Source organism: Thermodesulfobacteriota bacterium (genome assembly GCA_040754335.1).
Lineage (GTDB): Bacteria > Desulfobacterota_D > UBA1144 > Nemesobacterales > UBA2774 > 2-12-FULL-53-21.
Window position 1 is genome coordinate 411167 of record JBFMCV010000001.1, and the last position, 22873, is coordinate 434039.

Genomic DNA, 22873 nt, shown 5'->3' on the forward strand with positions numbered 1-22873 from the left:
CGATCCTCCTTCCTAATTCGTTTTCACCGCAATCGTCCTCGGCGATTGCTTCGTCAGCTTCAGTATGTCCTTGTGCGGGTAATCGACGCTGACGTTGAGCGTGTGTGTCTTGCCGTTTCCGGGGTTCTTGATACCGCTCCCGTCCACGTATAATTCTATATCCTTGCTGTTGAGATTGTTAATAATGCTGAAAGGCCCCTCGAACGCGAGCTCGGTCACTATGCTCTCGTCCGTTTCATATTTGAGACCGTCGAAGTTGACGAAGTTGATGTCGAGGTTGTTGAACTCCTTCTCCAGTATCTTTTCCTTTATGTCGACTGTGACTTTTACTGTATTGACTCCCGTGATCTCGACGAGCGAATAGGGCGAGCGGAGCGGCACCTCTATCGTGAATTTCGATTTCTCGCCCTTGAGAGAGACCGGGTCCGTCCCCACGCTCTTTATCCTCCTGAGGAGCTTCTCGGGTCCCGTTATCACGACCGTACCGGGCGTTACCTGGGGCGCGCCCGCGATCTCGTATCCTTCGTCCGGCGGCTCTATGACGGGCTCGACGCCGACCTTCTTCTGCGCGAGCCTGTCCACGTCCAGGTTTAGCTCGGAAGGGCTTATGGCCGTCACCTGCACGTCGCGCGGCGGGATTAACTGGTCGGTCCTTATCTCGAACATAGAGGTCCCTGCCGTCAGGTTCGAAAGGTCTATGGTGAAGACCATGTCCTTGGGCGATATGGAAGAGAGCTGGCTCCGTGGCCCTCTCACCCTTATGTTGAGCTTCTCGGGCGGGTTGTTGACTATGATCAGGCCCTTCGGGAGGTTGGTGTAGTTTATGTCGATGGAGATGTTCTTTTCAACATCGTGCTGGAGGTTGGCTACGAACCAGAGCGAGACTGCGATTATGAGCGCGAGCGCCTTTTTACCCGCATCTTTTATCAGGGGCTCTTTTTCCCTCCCGCCGTCTCCTCTGGGGCCGAATATCCCCTTTGACCAGTCTGTCATCGGGCCGTATCAGGTGTTCGCTTTCTCACCGTTCTCCTTGTCTATTATTCCCTCGATTATATCCGCTTTATTCTTGGCGGGCCTCTTGATCCCAAGGAGGTCGAGTAGCTGGTTCTGAAGGGACGTGGCGTCGAGATTCCTCTTGATATCTCCTCCCGCCGCAAGCGAGATGATTCCCGTCTCTTCAGAGACGACTATGACCAGGGCGTCAGTTTCGAGCGAGAGACCTATCGCCGCCCTGTGTCTCGTCCCGAGCTCCCGCTCGAGGTCGGGGTCCGTCGCGAGCGGGAAGAACGAACCCGCCGACAGTATCCTGTTACCCGCTATGATAATCCCCCCGTCGTGGAGAGGGGAGGAGGGGTTGAATATGCTTATAATAAGCTCCCTCGAGACGAACGCGTCTATCCTCATCCCTATCTCGACGAAGTCGGATAAGCTGTTGTTCCTCTCTATCGCCATGAGCGCGCCTATGTGGCGGTTCGCCATGTAGCTTGCGGCCTTTACTATCTCCTCCGTGAAGAGCTCTTTCGATTTCCCGGGCGAGATTTTGAGGAGGAACGGCCTTCTCCCAATGGCCGCGAGACCCCTCCTGATGTCGTTCTGGAACAGTATCACTACTATGATTATTATAGAGCCCAGGAACTGGCCGAGGATCCAGTTAAGCGTGAACAGTCCCCTCTGGGATACGTAGTAGAGCACTATCAATAACACGAAGCCGAAGAGCACCTGGAGAGCGCGCGTGCCTTCGAGGAGCCTGAGCACGTAGTAGATGATGAACGCGACGAGCATTATGTCGAGCGTGTCCCATATATATCTGTAGTTAAGTATCGCGTCGAACATCACTCACCTTTCCCGGGCGCTGTCGTTTTACCGGCCACGGCGTCGGCCATCCTCACGACGCTCCTCATCAGGGCGACGTCGTGCACCCTTACGAGCGACGCCCCGTTCATGATCCCTATCGCGACCGTAGCCGCAGTGCCGAGGAGCCTTTCTTCCGCGCCGGTGCCCGATATTTTCCCGATGAACGATTTATTGGAGGTGCCTATCATTACGGGCACGCCGAGCTCGCCTAACCTCGCGAGGTTTTTTAGCATCGCGATGTTCTGCCCCGGCGTCTTTCCGAACCCGAACCCCGGGTCCGCGATTATGCTCCTCTCGCCCACACCCGCCTGCACGGCCTTTCCTACGGATATCCTGAGAGAGTCGAGTACGTCGTCCATGAGCGAGACGTATACGGTCTTGCTCTGCATGTCTTTGGGGCGTGATGGGGTATGCATCACGATCAGGCCGGCCCCGTGCTCGGACACGGCTTCCGCGATACCGCGGGAATACGTGAGCCCGCTTATGTCGTTCACTATGTCTACGCCTTCCGCGAGCGCCTCCCTCGCGACCCTTTCCTTCGTCGTGTCTATGGAAAGGGGGGCATCGGACCTCTTCCGTATCTCCCTTATAACCGGCATCACCCTCCGGAGCTCCTCTTCCTCGGGGACGCCTGTCGACCCAGGCCTCGTCGATTCGCCGCCTACGTCTATTATGTCGGCCCCTCCCTCTATCATGCTCTCCGCGTGCCTGAGGGCGGAATCGACGTCTCCCCACTTCCCGCCGTCGTGGAATGAGTCCGGGGTGAGGTTCAGTATGCCCATGATATGGGTTCTTTCATGGAGCCTGAGGGTCTTATCCCTGCATTTAAATATTAAGGCTGTAGTGTAGGATAAAGCTCCGTTGGGGGATTGGGTTTCGACAGCTTCGGCGTAAGGGGCAACTTCGTTCTGCTGCATAGAAATCTTTTTTCCGGTTTCGATTTGTCATGGCGCGAGGCCCGTCTCAAATCTCTCGTCTCGGAAGTTTATTTTTCTAATTATACTTTCTATGTTGCAAAAACAGACGGGAGCCGGATGTCTCCATTCAAGCGTCTTGGGTGCTGTTGCTGTTCCTGAGCGCTACGGAGCCTTCTGTACCCGCAGGTCTTTCCCAGGCGGACGTATAATCCTTCGATTTGAAATCCTTCACAAGCTCTTCGAGCTCCTTGCCGTCTATAACCTCTTTATCCAGGAGAACCTCGGTCAGTTTATGCAGCAGGTCGATGTTCTCCTCAAGGACTGCTTTTGCCTTTGAATAATTTTCGCCCACTATCCTTCTTATCTCGCTGTCGATCTCGACAGCCGTTTCCTCGCTGTAGTCTTTCGGCCGCGATAGCTCCTTTCCGAGGAATATCTGCTCCTCGCCCTTGCCGAAGGTGATAGGGCCTACCTTCTCGCTCATTCCCCATTCGCATACCATCTTCCTCGCTATCTCCGTCACCCGCTCGAGGTCGTTGCCCGCGCCGCTCGTCCTCTCGCCGAATACTATCTCTTCCGCGGCCCTGCCTCCGAGCAGCACCATAATGGTCGCGTTCAGGCTCGTCCTCGAAAGCGTGTACTTGTCCTCGATAGGGAGCTGCTGCGTGACGCCCAAAGCCATACCCCTCGGGATGATAGTGACCTTGTGTATGGGGTCCGTGCCCGGAGTGAGCTTCGCAACGAGCGCGTGTCCGGCCTCGTGGTATGCTGTGATCTTCTTCTCTGCGTCGCTGATTATGAGGCTCTTCCTCTCGACGCCCATGATGACCTTGTCTTTAGCGTATTCGAAGTCGTCCATGCTGATCTTGGCCCTGCCGAACCTGGCCGCGTGGAGAGCGGCTTCGTTTACGAGGTTTTCTAGGTCGGCCCCTGAGAAGCCTGGAGTGGAGCGCGCGATAACCGTGAGCGCGACGTCTTCGTCGAGCGGCGTGTTCTTCGAGTGCACTTTAAGTATCTCTTCCCTTCCCCTCACGTCGGGCCTCGGGACTACGACCTGCCTGTCGAACCTGCCGGGTCTCAGCAGCGCGGGGTCGAGCACGTCGGGACGGTTCGTAGCGGCCATCACGATTATCCCTTCGTTCGATTCGAAGCCGTCCATCTCGACGAGGAGCTGGTTTAATGTCTGCTCCCTTTCGTCGTGCCCGCCTCCGAGACCGGCGCCCCGGTGCCTGCCTACGGCGTCGAGCTCGTCGACGAATATGATGCAGGGCGCGTGCCGCTTCGCCTGGACGAAGAGGTCTCTTACCCGGGAAGCGCCTACGCCCACGAACATTTCCACGAAATCACTTCCGCTTATTATGAAGAAAGGCACTCCCGCTTCACCGGCGATCGCTTTCGCGAGGAGTGTCTTGCCCGTTCCGGGAGGGCCTACTAGCAGTATGCCTTTCGGGATCCTGCCGCCCAGCTTCGTGAACTTCTTGGGGCTCTTCAGGAACTCCACTATTTCCTGGACCTCTTCCTTCGCTTCATCAATGCCGGCTACGTCCTTGAACGTTATCTTGTTCTGGTTCTCGGTCAGCATCCTCGCCCTGTTCTTGCCGAAGGACATCGCCTTGGTACCCCCCGCCTGGAGCTGCCTCATGAATATGACCATTATAACGATCAGCAGCACGAGAGGGGCCCAGTTAAGGAGCATGTGCGTGAGGGACCCTTCCTTGTCCGTCGAGAACTTGAAGGTGATCCCCTTATCTTCGAGCTTCTTTATGAGGTCGTCATTCGCGGGCCCTATGGTTTTGAACCCCTCCACGGCCTGATCGCCTACGGGGTTCGTGTACTGGCCCTTTATCTCCTCCCCCTTGAACTCGAGGTCCTTGACCTCTCCCTTCTCCACGTTCGAAAGGAAGTCGCTGTACGGTATTTCCTGGAAATTGCTCCTCGGGGTGTGCACCAACTGGTAGAGTGCTATGATGGCTACGAATATGACTAACCACAACACCAAGTTCTTGAATAACTGGCTGTTCACTTTTACCTCATTTTATTTGAAATTAATAAAGACTATGCATGAAAAGGATAGCACAGTAGCCCGGGCTTTTCAACTTAGATTCCGTAATTATAAAGGATAATTACAAAGTTTGCTAAAGAGTTTCATTCGTTGTCGAAAAGTCCCGTGCTCAGATACCTCTCCCCGGTATCGGAAAATATCGTTACGACGTTCTTCCCTCTCCCCAGTTTTTTCGCGACTTTCACGGCGGCGGCCCCCGCGGCTCCGGCTGAAATCCCGATAAGCAGGCCCTCCTTTGCCGCGAGCTCCCTTGAGAAGTTCTTTGCCTCTTTGCCGCTTATTTTGATTACCTCGTCGTATATCTCCCTGTTGAGTATTTCGGGTACGAAACCCGCGCCAATGCCCTGTATATCGTGGACATAGGCCTTTCCCCCCGAGAGCACGGCCGATTCTTCGGGCTCGACCGCGGCTATGTATATACCGGGGAATTTCCTTCGAAGCGCCTCGCCGACCCCTGTGATCGTCCCCCCGGTGCCTACCCCGGCTACGAATGCGTCTATTCCGCCTTCCATCTGCCCGAGTATCTCGGGCCCGGTGCCTTCCCTGTGGGTCGCCGGGTTCTCCCGGTTCCTGAACTGCTGGGGCATGAAAGAGCCGGGGTGTTCACTCAGTATCTCGCCGGCTTTCCTGACCGCCCCTTCCATCTGATCCGCGGCCGGCGTTAGCACGAGCTCGGCCCCGTATGCTGTGAGGAGCTGTCTCCGCTCGAGGCTCATATCGTCGGGCATCGTGAGTATCAGTCTGTATCCCTTCACGGCGCAAACGAGCGCGAGCCCTATCCCGGTGTTTCCGCTCGTAGGCTCGACGATGACGCTCCTTCCCGGCTCTATGACTCCCGCCTTCTCCGCGGCCTCGATCATCCTGAGGCATATCCTCTCCTTGACGCTCCCGGCGGGGTTAAGGTTTTCGAGCTTCGCCCATATGGTCGCGCTGCCTTCCTCAACCACGTTGTTCAGTTTGATGATCGGCGTTCCGCCGATGAGGTCAAGTATGTTATCGACTACTCTCTCGCTCATTCTGTTCCGGGCTTATTTTATTATCAGGGGTGCGACTTCGCTGAATACGCCGCTGTTCTTCCTATGAAGGGACTCGAGTATGGACCTCACTCCTTCCCACGACGCGTCTTCCTTTCTGAGCTCGTTCTTTAACTTGAGGAGCAGTCCCTTGAGCTCCTGGTCTTCCATTCTCTTTATGTAGGAATCGAGGGTTTCGCCGCTTCCTTCCATCGGCCCGCCTTTACTAATTTATGATTTTTTAATAATCCCAACTCAGGTATAATTTACGTTGATTCTCCAAAAGTCAATCATCTACACGAGATAAAAGGGACTCGGCACACCTTAATGGCCAGGAAAAAGAAGGTTAAATTTAAATCAAAACCCAAAAAAAGCAAACTCCTGGCTTTCTTTCTGGTAGCGTTCCTCTTCATTACCGCCTGCGGGGTCCTGGCGCTGTACGGCGCTTACCTCTACTACTCTCGCGACCTCCCCAACTTCAGGGCTATAACGGGATACAAACCGAAGCTGATTACGGAGGTGTATTCCTCCGACGGGACGCTAATCGCGGAGTTCGCGGCCGAGAGGCGCAAGCTCATACCTTACGAGGACATTCCCCCTCACGTGAGGGACGCGTTCATAGCCGTCGAGGACAAGCGCTTCTTCGAGCACGAGGGCGTCGACATCAAGAGCATACTGGGCGCGGTGCTCGAGAACATTCAGGAGGGCGACTGGGTGAGGGGGGCGAGCACCATAACGCAGCAGGTTATCAAGAACATAATACTCACGCCCGAGAGGACCCTTTCGAGAAAAATAAAGGAAGCCATACTCGCCCACAGGATCGAGAACAACCTTTCCAAGGAAGAAATACTCTATCTCTACCTGAACCACATATATCTGGCTGACGGCACGTACGGAGTCGAAGCCGCGAGCCGGAACTATTTCGGCAAATCGGCGAGGGACATTACACTCGCTGAAGCTGCGCTGCTCGCGGGCCTTCCGAAGAAACCCGAATACTACTCGCCGCGGAAGCACCCGGACAGGGCGCTCGAGAGGCAGAAGCTCGTACTCAGCAAGATGGAAGAGGCGGGGTTCATTACGAGGGAGGAGAGGTTCGACGCCGTAGACCAGAAGATTGAGATTGTCCCGAGGCGCAGGGTCAACAGCGACCTCGCGCCCTATTTCGTCGAGCACGTGAGGAGGTACCTCCAGGACAAGGTCGGGGTGAAGGATTTTCTGAACGGCGGGTATACGGTCTTCACCACGCTCGACGTCGACCTCAACCTCGAAGCGCAGTGGGCGCTCAAGCGCGGCGTAATGAGCCTCGATTCCAGGCACGGACACAACCTCGTCCTCAGGCACCTGGCGAATGAAAAAGAGATTAAAAGGTTTACCGCGCAACAAAACATAAAGAGCGTCGAGATCGGCGGGACGTACGACGCGGTAATCACGAAGGTCGCTAAAGACGACAAGACCAAGGACTCGGACAAGCCTCTCTACACTGCGGCGGTAAAAGTAGGCGGTGTGGAAGGGGTGCTGAAATTCGCCGTGAGCTCGCCGTACGGTAAGGCGGTGCCCGGCCTCAAATCCCCGTATCCCGACAAAAAGCTCGCCCCTGCCGACGGCTACGAGGACACCAGCCTCGCGCCCGCCGAGCTCAAGCAGGGCGACGTCGTAAAGGTCGAAGCCGACAGGAACGAGGACGGCAAGTACTATTTCTCGCTCGTCTACGTACCCGTATCCCAGGCTGCGCTCATCTCGATGGAGTCGAACGGCAGGATAAGGGCCCTCGTCGGGGGTTACGACTTCGGCCAGTCCCAGTTCAACAGGACTACCCAGGCCATGAGGCAGCCGGGCTCGTCGTTCAAGCCCATCATATACTCTGCGGCGATAGACAAGGGGTACAGCGAGACTTCCATACTGTACGACATGCCCGTGGTGGTCAAGGACTGGGCGCCCCAGAACTACGACGGGAACTACGAAGGGCCGATGGTCCTGAGGAGGGCGCTCGCGAAGTCGCGCAACCTCGCCAGCATCAGGCTCATAATCGACATCGACCCAAGGTATGCCCAGAAGTACGCGACCAGGAATTTCGGCTTCACATCCAAGCTCCAGCCGTACCCGTCCCTCGTGCTTGGCGGCTCCGACGTGACCGTGCTCGAGATGGCGAATGCGTTCAACGTATTCGCGACGGGCGGCAAGCTCGTGGAGCCGCAGTTCATTCTCCGCATCTACGACAGGAACGGGAAGATACTCGAGGACAACACGGGCGGGAAGTTCATGTCGAAGGAGGAGTCTCTCAAGGCCGAGAGGGAAGACGCCAGGCTCAGGATTCTGAAAGAGCTCGCCGAGAAGAAGGGCAGGGAGCCCGTGGAAGCGCCTGAATACATCAAGGAAGAGGTGCTCACGGACAAAGGCGATGTAGCGGCGAACGCCGACAACTACGCCTTCCTTACGCCCGAGGAGTTTCTCGGACTATTGAAGGAGCAGTCTGTCGACTTCACGTCCGCGGGAAATTCGAAAGAAACGATCACTCCCGAGACCGCGTTCATTATGACCGACCTTCTTCAGGCCGTCGTGAAGGAGGGCACGGGTATGAAGGCTTTGAGGCTTACGTCGCTCGCCCCTATAGCGGGCAAGACCGGGACCTCGAACGACTTCACTGACGCTTGGTTCGTCGGGTTCAGCCCCAAGATAACAACTGCAGTATGGGTGGGCAGGGACGATCACAAGCCTCTCGGAAGAAAAGAGGCGGGCTCGGCGGCCGCTCTCCCGATATGGATGGACTACATGGAAGATGCCCTCGCGAAATACCCCGGCGGGACGTTCAAGCAGCCCGCGGGTATCAAGATGGTCTCGACGCCTTACGGCAATATCCCCTACAGCCTCGAGTCCTTAAGGGAAGACGTGCTGGATTCGATACGCGACAGGGTCGTGATAGACGGTCAGGAGATAGAGAATTCAGGTATGTACTATCCGAGGGAGTTAGGGGGAGTGCGAAACAGCGAGCCTGAGACCGAGACAGAGATCGACTTTCTCCTCAAGCGTTAATCGAGATCGATATAAGGCTTTATCCCGGCGAGCTTCTTCTCGCCCATCCCGTTTACCTCGAGAAGGTCTGAAGTGTCCCGAAACCTTCCGTTCTCCTTTCTCCATGCGACGATCCTGAGCGCGAGCTTTTCTCCTATTCCCGGGAGTGCTTCGAGGTCCTCCGCGGTCGCCGAGTTGATCCCTATGGGGAGGCCGAGGGAAAGGCTCTTTAGTCCGCTTATTCTGCCTGTCCGGGACTTTCCCCCGTCTTCAAGTATAATTTTATCTCCGCTCTTTAATGCTCTATCAATATTATATAATCGGTTGATTTGAAGAAGTTCGTCCGGACTTTCGAGAGCTTTCACCACGGAAGTGCGCCCGTCGTCTATCTCGATATAGATGCCGTCCGGCATATTGGCAGCTCCCGTATCGCGCGGGAATACGTAGCGGTAATAGGTCTTTGCGAGGAGTATCAGTAGGCAGAGTAGGGCGAGATACAGGAGTGAGTGATTTCTTTTTATAGAAACGCCGCCGTTCGACATTTTTTTTCATCTCGACATTCCCTTTGCATCAGCAAACGAATACCCAACCCGTTCGCCCTGATCCTGTCGAAGGGTTGAACGGGCATCGCTACGTTGAGCAGTGGGATAAAATGTTTATTCTTTGTCATTCCCGACACCGATCGGGAATCCAGTTTTAAATCCCCCTTGATCCCCCTTTTTCAAAGGGGGAGATTCTTATCCCTTCGCCTTAATGCCTTTAATTCCCTCCTTTGAAAAGGAGGACAATTCCGAGCAAAAGAGGAATTGGTCAGTGTTGATAAATGTCAAAGAAATGCCTTAATCAGAGTGACGCAGGTAGTAAACCCAAATGAGGGAGGATTTAGCCTTTCTTTTGTAGGAGCACCATCCCTTCGACCTTGCCGCAATCCTAAAAAAGCCCCTTCGTCAGCCCCCCGTCCACCTGTATAGTAGTGCCCGTGATGTAGCTCGCTCTCTCCGAGGCTAAAAACACGACCAGGCTCGCGAGCTCCTCAGGTTTACCTATGCGTCTCAGCGGAACGTCCGTCTCCATCGAGCCGAGCGCTTCTTCAAGGCTCGTTCCTTCTCTCTTTGCCTTTTCCGAGGCAAGGTGGGTTATCCTGTCCGTGAGTATCCTCCCCGGGCAAACGTTGTTCACAGTAATGTTGTACGGGCCGAATTCGTTGGACAGGGTCTTTGCGAGTCCGATCACTCCCGCCCTCGCCGTATTGGACAGTATCAGCCCGTCTATCGGCTGCTTCACGGCGACTGATGTGATGTTGACGATGCGTCCCCATTTCTCCGCTTTCATGTAGGGCAGGGCGGCCCTGCTGAACGATATAGTGCTGAAGAGATTGAGCTCCACCGCCTTCTGCCAGTCTTCGAGGGAGAAATCGAGGAACGCGCCCGTGGGAGGGCCTCCCGCGTTGTTTACGAGTATGTCAATGCGCTTGTATTTCTTTACCGTCTCGTCGATGACTTTATTGATATCTGCGGTCTTCGATACGTCGCAATCTATCGCCAGCACGTCCGCTTTGGTTTCGGTAATTATCTCCTCGGCCGCCTTATCGAGGTCTTCTTTGCCTCTAGCGCACAACGAGAGCTTCACGCCCTCCCTGGCAAGGCCGAGGGCGACGGCTTTGCCCAGGCCCTTGCTCGACGCGCATACGATCGCTACTTTATCTTTGATTCCTAGGTCCATGATATTTCAATCTGTCATTCTGAACCATGTCCTGAACGCCGTCCTGAACTTGTTTCAGGATTTATTTCAGGATCTATTCAGCATCTCATCTTTTTACAATCTTTTCCAATTCATAGCAATAGTGGTCGAAGCCGCTCCTAACAGGGCAGGGCCCGTTCCGCCCACAGCTAACTATTTGTTTGTCATTCTGAACTACGTTTCTGAACAAGTGCAAGAACCGGACGCTCTTGGACGAATCCAATGATGTAACTATTCTCCGCTTATTCGTTTACCAAACCGAAATATTCAGAATCTCGTCTATCTTAAAACAAAGCCATACGGGAAAGCCTCGTTTCTTTCCACGATCATGCGCTCTTGGACTTTCTGGCCTTAGCCGTGTCCTTTTTAATCGATTCTACGGTGGACGCGCCCGATACGGCCGCGGCTTCGGACGGTAGGCCAGGAATCTCTTTCTTGTCCTTACCCTCGGCGCCGTCTTTCACCGGCGTGCCGATGTCGTTCGCATGAGGGGGTATGCCCGGTCCCTTGGCGTAGTCGGTCGAATACCATCCCGATCCCGTGAGCTGGAACGATGAGAGGGAGATGAGCTTTTCGAGCTTTCCTGTTTTACAGTATTTGCACTTCTTGAGCGGCGGGTCGTTGAACCCCTGGAGTGCTTCCGTTATCCTTCCGCATTTTTTACACTCGTACTCGTAGATCGGCATTGTACTTACCTCATATTGAGAGGGGTTACCTAAAATAAGTTTAAATATAATTGTTCGGGTCGGATTTTCAAGCTTCGGCGCTCGGCTCAATCATACCCGTTCGCCCTGAGCCTGTCGAAGGGTTGAACGGGTTTAACTTCCGCACTGTCGGGTGATTTTTGCTTCTTTTTCGTCAAGGATAAAAAGAGAAATATATCGCTTTGTTATGTATTCCGTAGAAGGGGCGATAGGAGCTTAGGGCAAAAATACAGTAAGAAATTGCACTGTGATAATAGTTAACATAATATATCTTATCGGACATATGCAAATCCAGCCCTGGGACGGCCCGGTTTGTCCCGGAGGCTGTTATACGTATACTATCCCGTACTATGCCTGATCCACCTTCGGATGTCCTCCCGCATAAAAAAGTATGGTTGGCGATTGCAGTTCTTCTTATGCTCTGCCTTTTCAGCAGAGCTGAAATTGCTCTGTCTCAGGAACCCTCCGTCGGCGAGAAAATCGCGCAGGCTTACGGTATCGGCGGCTTCGGGGAAATAGAAGAAATCAAATTCACGTTCAACGTTCGTAAAGGCGAAACCGAAGCGCAAAGGTCCTGGATATGGCAGCCGAAGGCGGACCGCGTCACTTACCATGGAGACGGGAAAACTGACAAAGCGGTAACTTACTACAGGAAGGATTTATCGTCTCCCGGATCGGAATCGCTCGTGGAGATCGATTCGCATTTCATCAACGACCAGTACTGGCTCATTTTCCCCTTTCATCTAGTCTGGGACAAGGACATAACGGTCAAGATCGATCCCGAAAAGGGAAAGTTCCCCATCAGCGGCAGAATTGGCAGGATGGTCAGCGTTGTCTATCCGCCCACGGGCGGCTACACCCCCGGGGACAGATACGATCTGTTTTTAGACGACGACAACACGATTGCCGAATGGATTTACAGGCGCGGCGGCTCCGAGATACCGACTGTGTCCGCTGCGTGGGAAGACAACCGCCGCGTCGGCCCGATTATGCTTTCACTCAATCACCCGGGCGCAGACGGAAAATTCCGCGTCTGGTTTACAGGCGTGGAATTGAAACTCTCTTCCGGGGAGCGGATAAAATTGGACGAGTAGATTTCATCCCTTCTATACGGTTCTTCCATACCTCTTCTGCTTGATGCAGCAACCCGTTCATACTTCGATAACGACATTACAGAATTGGCGTAAAGAAAATCAGCTGTTAACGCGTGCAAAATCTATCAGGGGACGATTCCGAACAAGTGAGGAATCGGATGCCCTTGCTAATAAGTAGCAACGTAAATTCAGCCGGCACGTCAAATCTTCATCGCTCCTTATGCGGGAGGAATTGATGGATTTTAGCGTTAACTTGGGATTTTTAGCCAATTCTGTATAGTCTTGATTTTTGCTTCTTTGTATCAAGACAAAGAAGAAAAAAAATTGCCCTTTTTTTCTTTTGATATGTCATAATACGAAAGCTGCAGCGCCTTCTCACCATTTAGCGATACCGACTATAACTGGTAGAATTGAATGTAATGAGACTCGACGGCAAGAAGGCCCTCGTCACAGGCGGCGCCAAGGGCATCGGTAAAGCCGTAGCCGCTGCCTATCTCAAGGAAGGCGCGTCCGTGATCATATGCGGGAGGAACGAGATAAACCTCAAAGCCGCATGCAACGAGCTAGGCAGATCAGGCGCCGTAGACTACGTAGTCGCGGATATCTCGCAGAGGGACGACGTCAAACGTCTCGCGGAGACGGTCGCTGAAAAATGGGGCTACCTCGACGTGCTCGTGAACAACGCGAGCATACTCGGCGAGCGTAAGCCCGTTTCCGACTATCCGGAAGACGTCTGGGAGGAAGTGATCGACATCAACCTGAACGCGCAGTTCTTCGTAACGAAAGCGCTCCTCCCGCTCCTGATGAAATCCGAGAGCGCATCGATTATAAACGTGAGCTCGAGCGTCGGGAGGAAGGGAAAAAAGGAATGGGGAGCCTACGCCGCGTCCAAGTTCGGGTTGGAAGCCCTTACACAGGTGCTCGCGGACGAATTGGGAGAATCCGGTCCGAGGGTGAACTCCGTGAACCCCGGCGGCACTCGCACCGACATGCGCGCCGACGCCTACCCCGATGAAGACCCGATGTCCCTCCCCTCGCCCGATGATATTTCCCCGGTCTTCGTATACCTCGCGTCCGACGACTCTATCGGCGTCACGGGAAAGGAGTTCAACGCCCGAGACTGGATCGGCGCGAAGTGATTTACGATCGCTAATTTTCTTCACCTCACGTGTCATCCTGTCATTGCGAGGAGCGCTTTATGCCGGCGTCTCGTCCGGCGCAGCTTTAGCGAAGACGGAAGCCTTCAGGAGGAGCCGGATGCGACGCGGCAATCTCAAGAAAAGAGAGATCGCCCGGTTTTCACCCTGTATTCCCAAATTAATCCCTACCGTTGCGTTTGATTCCGATGCTACCTATAATAGATAGCTTCACAACATGCTCAATTTAATTTCGGAGGATGATAAAAATGGCGAATAAAAAAATTCTTGTATTTACTGCTGCGGCATTAATCGGCGCCGCCGTATTAACCTCATGCAACAAAACCGCCGGCACTGGCGCTGCGGAAGATTCTCCTGTCACGCACGGAGAGTACATCGTGAAAATCACTGGCTGCAACGACTGCCACACCCCCGGGTATCCGGAAGCGGACGGCAACCTTCCTGTGAACGAATGGCTTACCGGGAGCCCGCTCGGATGGCGCGGACCCTGGGGAACCACTTATGCGATCAACCTCAGGCTCTTCATGCAGGGCCTGACCGAGGACCAGTGGTTGGCATACGCAAGGTCCGCAAGATCGAGACCGCCCATGCCGTGGTATATACTGCGAGATCTCTCCGATTCGGACCTGGTAGCGATATATAAATTCGTGAGGTCGCTCGGCCCCGCCGGAGAGCCGATGCCCGACTACGTTCCGCCCGACAAGGAGCCGACCGGCCCGTACGTCGAGTTCCCGAGCGCATTCTGAACATGCGGGAATGAGTAACCCTCTCATTGCGAACGAAGCTAACGAAGTTAGCGAAGTGCGGCAATCTCATGAATAAATGCGCGATCGCCACGGTCGCACACTACGCTCCCTCGCGACGACAAACCAGTAGTGTCATTAATCTGGCGTGATAATCACGTACAGCTCCTTCGGCCCGTGCACGCCCAGAGTAAGATTAAGCTCAATGTCCGCCGTCCTGCTCGGCCCCGTGATGAATGTCATGCAGCTTGGAACGCTTTGAGTGGTATCGAGCGTTTGTTTAAGTATGATGAATAACTCTCTGATATTGCTCACTATATCTGATTTTTTGACTATTGCAACATGTACCGGAGGAAGGAGAGAGACGCTCCTCGGCCTGTTCTCGTCCGTGAGCAGCACGATTGTCCCCGTATCGGCTATGGCGTAATCCGCCCCCGATATGCCGATCCCGGCTTCTGCTATCTCGTTCTTATCGTTGGATTTTATTTCCCGCAGCCCTTTCCCTTTCAGAAAATCAGTCAACCCCAGTGACCTTAGATATTCGGTGTCCCATATCGCAAACGATAGTGCTCGTTTCCTGCGCGCGAGCTCGATTATATAAGCTTTTAACTCCACTTCGGTCTCGATTTGTTGAACCTCTGTATTAACATTAAGCAGTTCTTTAATAAATAACTCTACCAGCCTCTCTATATGCAATAATCTGTCTCTTTTGAGATCCTCAGCTTCTTTCCCGAAGTCCCGATCTCCGTTCCGTGATAAAATTCCCCCCTCTTTACGCGCCGTGTCTCCGTACAGGCCCTTTTTTATGTTCCTCAGTATCTCTTCACGGGAATCATTTTTCATTTCGTACTCCCCTCCCCTATTTCCTTTCTCAACTCCTTCCACCTCTCCCTGAACGGTATCTCCGCTATCGCCGGGAAATCCCTGTCCCGAGTCCATCTCGAAAACGGATACGGCAGCGATCCGAGACCTCCGCTCTCCCCCCTGTAAGGCATCTGTACGTAGTACATTAGCGAGGAGAAAAACCCGTAGAGTCTCTCGTGCGTGACTATGGTCCTCCAGAGCCTGAACGCTAGACGCTCGAAGAAGAGTTCCCGTCCTTTGCCTGTCTCTGCTTTTGTCTCCTTTACTTCATGCCTGAGCTCGAGGAGGACCTTCGGGAAATCTATTTTCACCGGGCACACGTCCCTGCACGCGCCGCATAGGGAGGACGCGAACGGCAGCTCGGGCGCTTTATCTATACCCAGGAGCTGCGGATTTATTATCGCCCCTATGGGGCCCGAATAGACCCACCCGTACGAGTGCCCGCCCACCTTCCTGTATACAGGGCAGTTGTTGAGGCACGCCCCGCACCTTATGCAGTAAAGCGACTCCCTCGTTTCCCCGTTCGCGAGAATACCCGATCGCCCGTTGTCCAGCAGCACCAGGTGGAATTCCTCGGGGCCGTCGGCGTCGCTTTCTCTACGCGGGCCCGTTATGAACGAGACGTACGTCGAGGACTTCTGCCCAGTCGCGCTCCTCGCGAGCAGCGTGAGGAAAAGCGAAAGGTCGTTATAGCGCGGGATTATCTTTTCTATGCCCATGAGCGCTGCGTGAATTCGCGGGACGGTTGTTGTCAGTCGCGCGTTCCCCTCGTTCTCGACTATCACGATTGTCCCCGTCTCTGCCACGGCGAAATTGGCCCCCGACACTCCCATCCCCGCGCTCAGGAACTCGCTCCTCATCCTCTCCCTCGCGACCTTGGTCAGATCGGCGGGGTCGCTCATGTACGGTACGCCCAGCTTCTCCGAGAAAAGCCTCGATATGTCGTCCTTCGTCTTGTGCACGGCCGGGGCGATTATGTGCGAAGGGTGCTCGCCTGCCAGCTGAATGATGTACTCGCCGAGGTCCGTCTCGACGGCCCTTATGCCTGCCCTTTCGAGATTGCTGTTCAGCTCCACCTCTTCGGTTGCCATCGACTTGCTCTTGACGACGGAGTTCACGCCGTTCTTACGCGCGATCTCTATTATTATCCTGCACGCTTCCTCGCCGTCCTTTGCCCAGTGGACGTGCCCGCCTGCCTTCTTCACGTTCTCTTCGAGCATGATGAGATATCTGTCGAGGTTTTCTATCGTCTCTTTCTTTATTTCCCTCGCGAGCGTCCTGAGCTCGTCCCACCCCGGCACCTCCGAGCTCGCCTTGTTCCTCGCCGACCTGAAGCGGTTGGTCACGTTGACGAGCGCATGCTGGAGCTTCTCGTCCCCGACCGCTCTTTCGGAATCAGTCTCGAAATTTATCCTCTCGTATGTCATCGTCCTAACCTAGTCGCCCTCGCTCCCTGTGTGCGCGAGCAGCTCAGCCAAGTGCATCACCCTCACGGGTATCTTCCTTCTCGAAAGCGCCCCCCCTATGTTCATGAGGCAGCCCATGTCGGACGATATGACGGTGTCCGCTCCGCTTCCGATGATGCAGTCTATCTTTTCGTCGAGCATAGAGACCGACACGCGGGGGAATTTTACGGAGAACGTGCCACCGAACCCGCAGCACGCGTCGTGCATCTCCATCTCCCTGAATTCAATCCCCCTGACCGCCTCAATTAATCTCCTCGGCTCGTCCTTCACTCCGAGCTCCCGGAGCAGATGGCAGGAGTCGTGGTACGTGACGACGCCCTTATAACTCGCCCCCACGTCGGCTCGCTTCATCACATTTACTAGAAACTCGGAGAATTCGTAGGTCTTGTTCGCTATAAGGGCTAATTTGTTCAGTTGTATCGGGCTATTAGACAGTAATTCTTTATAAAATACTTTAAGCATGGTAGTGCACGATCCCGAGGGGCAAACTATGTACGTTTCCTCGTCTCGCCTCTCTTGTAGCGCGTTCCCGAATATCGAAATGAACCTCTCGGCGACCGCCTGTGCATCCTCCCTGTACCCGCTGTTGAATGCCGGCTGGCCGCAGCACGTCTGGGCAGCCGGGAATTCGACGTCCACACCGAGCCTGTCGAGCACCCTGACCATCCCCTCCCCTACCCCGGGGAAAAACGTATCGACGAGACATGTGACGAAGAGATACACTCTCATGGCGGGCCTTAATACGGTTAATTCGAGTCCGTAAGGATTCATTATCAACGATGATCGGGCTTATTTCAATTAGCGGTGATTATACGAATCTGTTAGATTAATCACGGGCCTCGTTTATTTTAGGCCTGTGTTCGCAACCCGGAGCCGATTAATGAGATACAGAGAGCTTCCCCTGCCCCCTCACTTCAATCCAGAAAGAACGGGAGAGGTCTTCCGTGTGGAGTATGAGAATATTTCGCGGCTCGCTTCCGTATGGGCCGGCAGGCACGGGATCAAGCCGTCTTCAGCGGACGAATTCAGGGTGTCGCTCATCATCGTCGACGCTCAGAACACGTTCTGCATACCGGGGTTCGAGCTCTTCGTCGGCGGGCGCACCGGGAGAGGGGCGGTCGACGACAACACGAGGCTCTGCGAGTTCATATACAGGAACGCGGGCCTCATCACGGAGATCGCGCCCACCATGGACACCCACCAGGCGATACAGATATTCCACGCCATATTCTTCGTGAACGATAAGGGAGAGCACCCCGCCCCTTACACGCTGATTTCCATCGGAGATATAGAGGAAGGCAAGTGGAAGTTCAACGGCAGGATCGCGGGCAGCTTGGCGTACGACGAAGACTATATAAAGCGTCACCTCCTTCATTACACGAAGGAGCTTAGAAAGTCAGGCAAGTATCAGCTCACTGTATGGCCGTATCACGCGATGCTGGGAGGCATAGGCCACGCGCTCGTGTCGTCCGTAGAGGAGGCGGTGTTCTTCCATACGATCGCGCGCTACAGCCAGCCTGACATACACGTAAAGGGCGACCACCCGTTGACCGAGCACTACTCCGTCCTCGGTCCCGAGGTAGAGACGGGGCCCGACGGTCAGCCGCTTTCGCTGAGAACGGAATCTCTCTTCCAGAAACCCGCCGCTTCGGAATCGATATACGGCAAGCTCTCGGAATTCGACGCCGTGATAATCGCCGGGCAGGCGAAGAGCCACTGCGTCGCGTGGACTATAGCCGACCTTTTGAAGAAAGTGATGGCCGGTGACGCGAGCCACGTCGAGAAGATATATCTCTTGGAAGACTGCACGTCGCCAGTCGTCGTGCCCGGCGTCATAGATTACACCGAAGACGCCGACAAAGCCTTCGCCGAATTCTCCGCGGCCGGCATGCACGTCGTCCGCTCCACCGACCCCGTCGAATCCTGGCCTGGGATAAAGCTATGAAGGGAACGCAATGCCTATTTCCCCCATTCGTCCTCATATTAGTCTCCTCCCCTTTGAGGGACGGTTCTGAGCGTGCGTAAGAACCGGTCGTAGCCACAACGAAGCCGACTTAGCCAATCAACTATAGGCACATTGCTGCTTAAACCAAATCAGGATTAAGGTGGGGTGATACACCCGTTCGTCCTGAGGCGCAGAATCTGCGCTCATATACGATTCCTCTATCACTCCTCAGCCTTCGCAAAACAAAGGAGCCAAGATAATACTGATCTGCGAGCCTGTCCTGAGCGGAGTCGAAGGGTCGAAGGACGTAGTTTTTATTTCCCCCTCCCCATCGAGGAACGATTGTGAGCGAGCGAACAATCGGACACCACCGAACAGAGGCACGGAAGAACTTGACCCTTTAGCTCGAAATTACTTAAACCAAAACAGGGTTAGGGTGAGGGGGTACCTTAAAAATATAGCATAACATTCCCGATTGAGCGCCCAGGCCTTTATGTTATATTGCTTTAAACGAGTAGGAGGCGATCATGAGCTCAATATTCACGAGAATAATAAACAGAGAAATACCCGCCGCAATCGTATACGAAGACGACGAGTGCATCGCGTTTAAGGACATAGACCCGAAAGCACCCGTCCACATTTTGCTCGTTCCCAAAAAAGAGATACCCTCGCTCGCGGAAGTGACCGATAAAGACAAATCTCTCCTCGGGCATATGCTCGTGAAGGCTTCCGGGATAGCGAAGGATCAGGGCGTATCCGATTCGGGCTACCGCATAGTCATCAATACGCACGGGGAAGGCGGCCAGGAGGTCTATCACGTCCATCTGCACATCCTCGGCGGCAGGCAGATGACCTGGCCCCCGGGGTAGCGCAGTTTTCTAAAAATAATTCAAAATCCGTTCGTCCTGAGCCTGTCGAAGGACGGAGCTTTTTCCCGACATTCACAGAATCGGCGTTAAGAAATATCTTATTAGGCGTAAAAATCTTTTAGGGGACGAATGCAAGCAGGTGCGCATTCGGACGCCCTATCCTACTAAGTGATGATGTCTTAGTCTTGCAACAATGATAATTAGGGTGGGATTAAAAGATTTTAGCCGTAATAAGATATTTTAGCCAGGATTCTGTGCGGGTGAGCACCCGCAGGCAAACGATCTTTAACCTCTGCTTCCGATCAATTTCTACGATTCTTATATTTGCACCTGTAGTTACTTAACAATCATAAAACACACTTCGTGTGTGATTTTTGCTTTTTTTCATCAAGGAAAAGAAGGAAGAAATTGTTTGCTCTTCTTTTTCGACAACATAGTGTGACGGAGTGGGTGCTCCTAACCCAACCCCAGCGCCTCTGCATCCCTGTCCGAAAGGAACCCTCCGTCGGATCGTTCCCTCACGGTGCCGTCCCTCTTCCACGAACGCTCGCACCTCGGCTCATCCTTGAGGTCGTTGATCGTGATTATGAGATCCTCTCCCTCTCCTACCGAGAACCTGCTCACGCCTGAGAGGTCCGCGAGCTCTGGCTCGAACGGTTTGATCCTGGAGTATTGTTCCGGTTCGAGCTGAACGTCCACCCCTGTGTCGAGAGGGTTCGACACCCCCTGAGACTCCTTCGCATCTTCGAGCGCTTTCAGCACCTTCCCCCTCAGGTCCATCACCATGTCCCAGTTGGGGTCCGTATCGATTTCTATTTCCTCGGGCATGCCGAGCAGGTGAACGCTTTCGGCGGAGTCTGTTTTAAGGCCCCTGAGAGATAGATACGCCTCGTCCGCCGTATGCGCGAGTATGGGTGCGAGAAGTCTTATGAGTGCATCAGCAATGTGATACATCGCAGTCTGGCTCCTCCTCCTCTTCCTGCTCCCGCCCGCCTCGCAATAGAGCCTGTCCTTGGTCGCGGCAAGGTAGACCGCGCTCAGCGTGTCGAAGCAGAAATCGAATATGAGCTCGCTCGCCCTCTTGTACTGAAAACCCTCATAGGCTTCCTTTGTCTCGCGTACGAATTTTTGAAGCTCACCCATCGCCCAGCCGTCTATCGAATGCCTGTCTTCTTCGGAGAATGTAACGCTGTCCTTCGCCGGATCGAAATCGTATATATTGCCGAGCAGGAACCTTATCGTGTTCCTTACCTTCCTGTATTCCTCGCCCGCAACTTTGAAGAACTCCCAGTCGACCTTTATGTCGTTCGTGTATTTGAGAGAGCTCACCCACCACCTGCATATGTCTGCGCCGTGCTGCTTGAGCAGCTCATCCACCTCGAGCGCGTTCCCTCCGGACTTGCTCATCTTCCTCCCGTGAGCGTCCACCATGAAGCCGTGCGTGAGGAGCGCCTTGAAGGGAGGCCTTCCGGTCACTCCGAGAGCCGGCAGGAGCGAGAGCTGGAACCAGCCCCTGTGCTGGTCTGAGCCTTCGAGGTATAAGTCGGCGGGGTACCCGATGCCTCTCGCTTCGAGCACGGAGTGCCAGGACGAGCCTGACTCGAACCACACGTCGAATATGTCCATCCCTTTTTTAATGTTTTTGAGCGCGCCTTTCTTTTTTGCCCAATCGGGCGCGTTCTTGTCTTTGCCGGGGTCGTAGCCTTCTAGTATTTCCTCCTCGCTCGCCTGAAACCAGTAATTGGCGCCCTTCTGTCTTATCTTTTCTATCACGGTATTGACTGAATCCGGTGTGAGCAGCGTCTCGCCCTTTTCGTTCATGAAAGCCGGTATGGGGAGCCCCCATGCCCTCTGCCTGCTTATGCACCAGTCGGGTCTCGCTTCGAGCATCCCCCGGAGCCTGTTCCTCCCCCACTCGGGGTAGAACTCTATCCCGCTCCGCGAGTATTCGAGGGCGAGCTCCCTGAGAGTCCCTCCGAATTCCTCGATGCGCTTGTCTACGCCAATGAACCACTGCTCGGTCGCCCTGAATACCGTGGGCGATTTGCTCCTCCAGTCGTGGGGATAGCTATGCAGGTATTCTTCTTCGTAATAGAGGTTCCCCGAATCCCTCAGGCGGTCGATTATTATTCCGTTCGCCTCCCATACGTCATACCCGCGTATCCATTCGGGGACCGTGTCGTCGAACGTGCCGTCTTCGAGCACCGGGCAGTATATGTCGAGCCCTTCCCTGAGCCCCGTCTGATAGTCTTCTATGCCGTGGCCGGGAGCCGTGTGAACGAGCCCCGTGCCTTCGTCGAAAGTTACGTACTCTGCGAGCACCACCCTCCCCGTCCTTCCAGCGAACGGGTGCCTGTACGTCACGGATATATCGCGCATATCCTGCCCGGTGCAGGTGCCCAGCTTCTCGTATTCCGCCGTCCCGGTCTTTTTGAACACGTTCTCTGCAAGGTTCTCGACGATTACGACATAGAATTCCTTTCCGTCTTTCCTGACCCGGTAGAGGCCGTACTTACCCTCAGGCGACGCTGCGACCGCGAGGTTCGCGGGAAGCGTCCACGGCGTCGTCGTCCATATCATGAGCGACGGAGACGCGTCCGGGGGGAGATTAAGCTTTGCGGGAAGGCCTTCAGGGTTATCTATTTCGAAGAGGACGTAGATGCTCGCGTCGTTCCTGTCGTAGTATTCGAGCTCCGCGTCCGCGAGCGCAGTGCGGTTCTCTATCGACCAGTGGACGGGCTTGAGGTCCCTGTATACGAGCCCTCTTTCCAGGAGCTTCGAGAAGACCTCGAGCACGCCCGCTTCGTAGTCGGGGGTCATTGTGAGGTACGGGTGCTCGTAGTCCCCGATCGTCCCCAGGCTCTGCATCTGTCCCGACTGGAGCTTCACGTACTTCTCGGCGTACGACTGGCATTTGTACCTGATTTTTATCTTGGAGAGGTCTTTCGCCTCGTCCCCCGTCTCCTTCATCACCTTGTGCTCTATCGGCAGGCCGTGGCAGTCCCACCCCGGGACGAAATCGACGTCGTAGCCGAGCATGGTCTTCGACCTCACTACTATGTCCTTGAGCACCTTATTGAGCATGTGTCCCAAATGTATCGGCCCGTTCGCATAAGGCGGGCCGTCGTGGAAGACGAATTTTTCGAGCCCCTTCGATTTTTCCCTCATCCTCTCGTAGAGCCTTACCTTTTTCCACCTCTTCTGGTACTCGGGCTCTTTCTGGTTGAGGTTGGCTTTCATCGGGAATTCTGTCCTCGGAAGGTTGAGCGTGTCTTTATAATTTATTTTCTTCGCCTCCGACATCGGATGCTTTCTCCTTAAGGGGTAAAAACTACACTATACGGGATAATATTCAATCTTTGGTGGTCGTTGGAATAAATTCCTGACCTTGAGATGGAGAAATATTATTCATCACGGGGGGAAATGCAAGCTTCAC

Annotated in this window: 19 protein-coding genes; 6 read left to right on the top strand and 13 right to left on the bottom strand. The window is 54.3% G+C overall.

Annotated features, from left to right (window positions below):
- Window positions 1-12: 12 nt before the first annotated feature.
- The 6 genes from AB1598_01995 to AB1598_02020 all read right to left on the bottom strand — a co-directional run bounded on the left by AB1598_01995 (window position 13) and on the right by AB1598_02020 (window position 6059).
- Complete coding sequence (locus AB1598_01995; protein ID MEW6143766.1) at window positions 13-993, bottom strand: CdaR family protein; 981 nt, start codon at window positions 991-993, stop codon at window positions 13-15.
- 9 nt (window positions 994-1002) lie between these two features.
- Window positions 1003-1833 (bottom strand): diadenylate cyclase CdaA, encoded by an 831-nt coding sequence (cdaA, locus tag AB1598_02000; protein MEW6143767.1) that lies wholly within the window; start codon window positions 1831-1833, stop codon window positions 1003-1005.
- Complete coding sequence (gene folP / locus AB1598_02005) at window positions 1833-2771, bottom strand: dihydropteroate synthase (GenBank protein ID MEW6143768.1); 939 nt, start codon at window positions 2769-2771, stop codon at window positions 1833-1835. Before folP ends, cdaA begins: the two co-directional genes overlap by 1 nt.
- A 127-nt stretch (window positions 2772-2898) precedes the next feature.
- On the bottom strand, window positions 2899-4794 hold the full coding sequence (gene ftsH, locus AB1598_02010) for an ATP-dependent zinc metalloprotease FtsH (protein MEW6143769.1): 1896 nt from the start codon (window positions 4792-4794) through the stop codon (window positions 2899-2901).
- Between the two features lie 122 nt (window positions 4795-4916).
- The gene (gene cysK / locus AB1598_02015) at window positions 4917-5849 is read right to left on the bottom strand and encodes a cysteine synthase A (protein ID MEW6143770.1); all 933 of its coding nucleotides are present in this window, start codon (window positions 5847-5849) and stop codon (window positions 4917-4919) included.
- Window positions 5850-5861: 12 nt separating this feature from the next.
- Window positions 5862-6059 carry a hypothetical protein gene (locus tag AB1598_02020; GenBank protein ID MEW6143771.1) on the bottom strand — a complete coding sequence of 66 codons (198 nt, stop codon included), beginning with the start codon at window positions 6057-6059 and terminating at the stop codon, window positions 5862-5864.
- A gap of 114 nt (window positions 6060-6173) precedes the next feature.
- Here AB1598_02020 and AB1598_02025 point away from each other — a divergent pair, with 114 nt between their 5' ends.
- Window positions 6174-8876 (top strand): PBP1A family penicillin-binding protein, encoded by a 2703-nt coding sequence (locus tag AB1598_02025; protein MEW6143772.1) that lies wholly within the window; start codon window positions 6174-6176, stop codon window positions 8874-8876.
- Here the strand turns inward: AB1598_02025 and AB1598_02030 are convergent.
- The 3 genes from AB1598_02030 to AB1598_02040 all read right to left on the bottom strand — a co-directional run bounded on the left by AB1598_02030 (window position 8873) and on the right by AB1598_02040 (window position 11281).
- Complete coding sequence (locus tag AB1598_02030) at window positions 8873-9397, bottom strand: ComEA family DNA-binding protein (protein MEW6143773.1); 525 nt, start codon at window positions 9395-9397, stop codon at window positions 8873-8875. The genes AB1598_02025 and AB1598_02030 overlap by 4 nt on opposite strands.
- Before the next feature lie 388 nt (window positions 9398-9785).
- Window positions 9786-10577 carry an SDR family oxidoreductase gene (locus tag AB1598_02035; GenBank protein ID MEW6143774.1) on the bottom strand — a complete coding sequence of 264 codons (792 nt, stop codon included), beginning with the start codon at window positions 10575-10577 and terminating at the stop codon, window positions 9786-9788.
- Window positions 10578-10921: 344 nt separating this feature from the next.
- Entirely contained in the window at window positions 10922-11281 is a 360-nt protein-coding gene (locus tag AB1598_02040) for a zinc ribbon domain-containing protein (protein ID MEW6143775.1), read from the bottom strand.
- Window positions 11282-11649: 368 nt separating this feature from the next.
- Here AB1598_02040 and AB1598_02045 point away from each other — a divergent pair, with 368 nt between their 5' ends.
- The 3 genes from AB1598_02045 (at window position 11650) to AB1598_02055 (ending at window position 14296) form a co-directional block, all read left to right on the top strand.
- Window positions 11650-12393, top strand: coding sequence for a hypothetical protein (locus AB1598_02045; protein MEW6143776.1), 744 nt, complete (start codon window positions 11650-11652; stop codon window positions 12391-12393).
- Between the two features lie 419 nt (window positions 12394-12812).
- The gene (locus tag AB1598_02050) at window positions 12813-13532 is read left to right on the top strand and encodes an SDR family NAD(P)-dependent oxidoreductase (protein ID MEW6143777.1); all 720 of its coding nucleotides are present in this window, start codon (window positions 12813-12815) and stop codon (window positions 13530-13532) included.
- Window positions 13533-13798: 266 nt separating this feature from the next.
- On the top strand, window positions 13799-14296 hold the full coding sequence (locus AB1598_02055; GenBank protein ID MEW6143778.1) for a cytochrome C: 498 nt from the start codon (window positions 13799-13801) through the stop codon (window positions 14294-14296).
- Between the two features lie 135 nt (window positions 14297-14431).
- On the opposite strand, the gene AB1598_02060 is transcribed toward AB1598_02055, so the two are convergent.
- Genes AB1598_02060 through AB1598_02070 form a run of 3 tightly spaced genes read right to left on the bottom strand, consistent with a single transcriptional unit; the run spans window position 14432 to window position 17394 of the window.
- Window positions 14432-15136, bottom strand: coding sequence for a lactate utilization protein C (locus tag AB1598_02060; protein MEW6143779.1), 705 nt, complete (start codon window positions 15134-15136; stop codon window positions 14432-14434).
- Window positions 15133-16584: a LutB/LldF family L-lactate oxidation iron-sulfur protein gene (locus tag AB1598_02065; GenBank protein ID MEW6143780.1), complete on the bottom strand. Its 1452-nt coding sequence runs from the start codon at window positions 16582-16584 to the stop codon at window positions 15133-15135. Before AB1598_02065 ends, AB1598_02060 begins: the two co-directional genes overlap by 4 nt.
- Window positions 16585-16593: 9 nt before the next feature.
- A complete protein-coding gene (locus AB1598_02070) occupies window positions 16594-17394 on the bottom strand; it encodes a (Fe-S)-binding protein (GenBank protein MEW6143781.1) in 801 nt (266 codons plus the stop codon).
- 109 nt (window positions 17395-17503) lie between these two features.
- Here AB1598_02070 and AB1598_02075 point away from each other — a divergent pair, with 109 nt between their 5' ends.
- Both AB1598_02075 and AB1598_02080 read left to right on the top strand, forming a co-directional pair.
- Window positions 17504-18568: an isochorismatase gene (locus tag AB1598_02075; protein ID MEW6143782.1), complete on the top strand. Its 1065-nt coding sequence runs from the start codon at window positions 17504-17506 to the stop codon at window positions 18566-18568.
- 527 nt (window positions 18569-19095) lie between these two features.
- Window positions 19096-19437 carry a histidine triad nucleotide-binding protein gene (locus tag AB1598_02080; protein ID MEW6143783.1) on the top strand — a complete coding sequence of 114 codons (342 nt, stop codon included), beginning with the start codon at window positions 19096-19098 and terminating at the stop codon, window positions 19435-19437.
- A 456-nt stretch (window positions 19438-19893) separates the two neighbouring features.
- Here the strand turns inward: AB1598_02080 and ileS are convergent, their stop codons facing one another.
- Window positions 19894-22740, bottom strand: coding sequence for an isoleucine--tRNA ligase (gene ileS / locus AB1598_02085; GenBank protein ID MEW6143784.1), 2847 nt, complete (start codon window positions 22738-22740; stop codon window positions 19894-19896).
- Window positions 22741-22873: the final 133 nt, after the last annotated feature.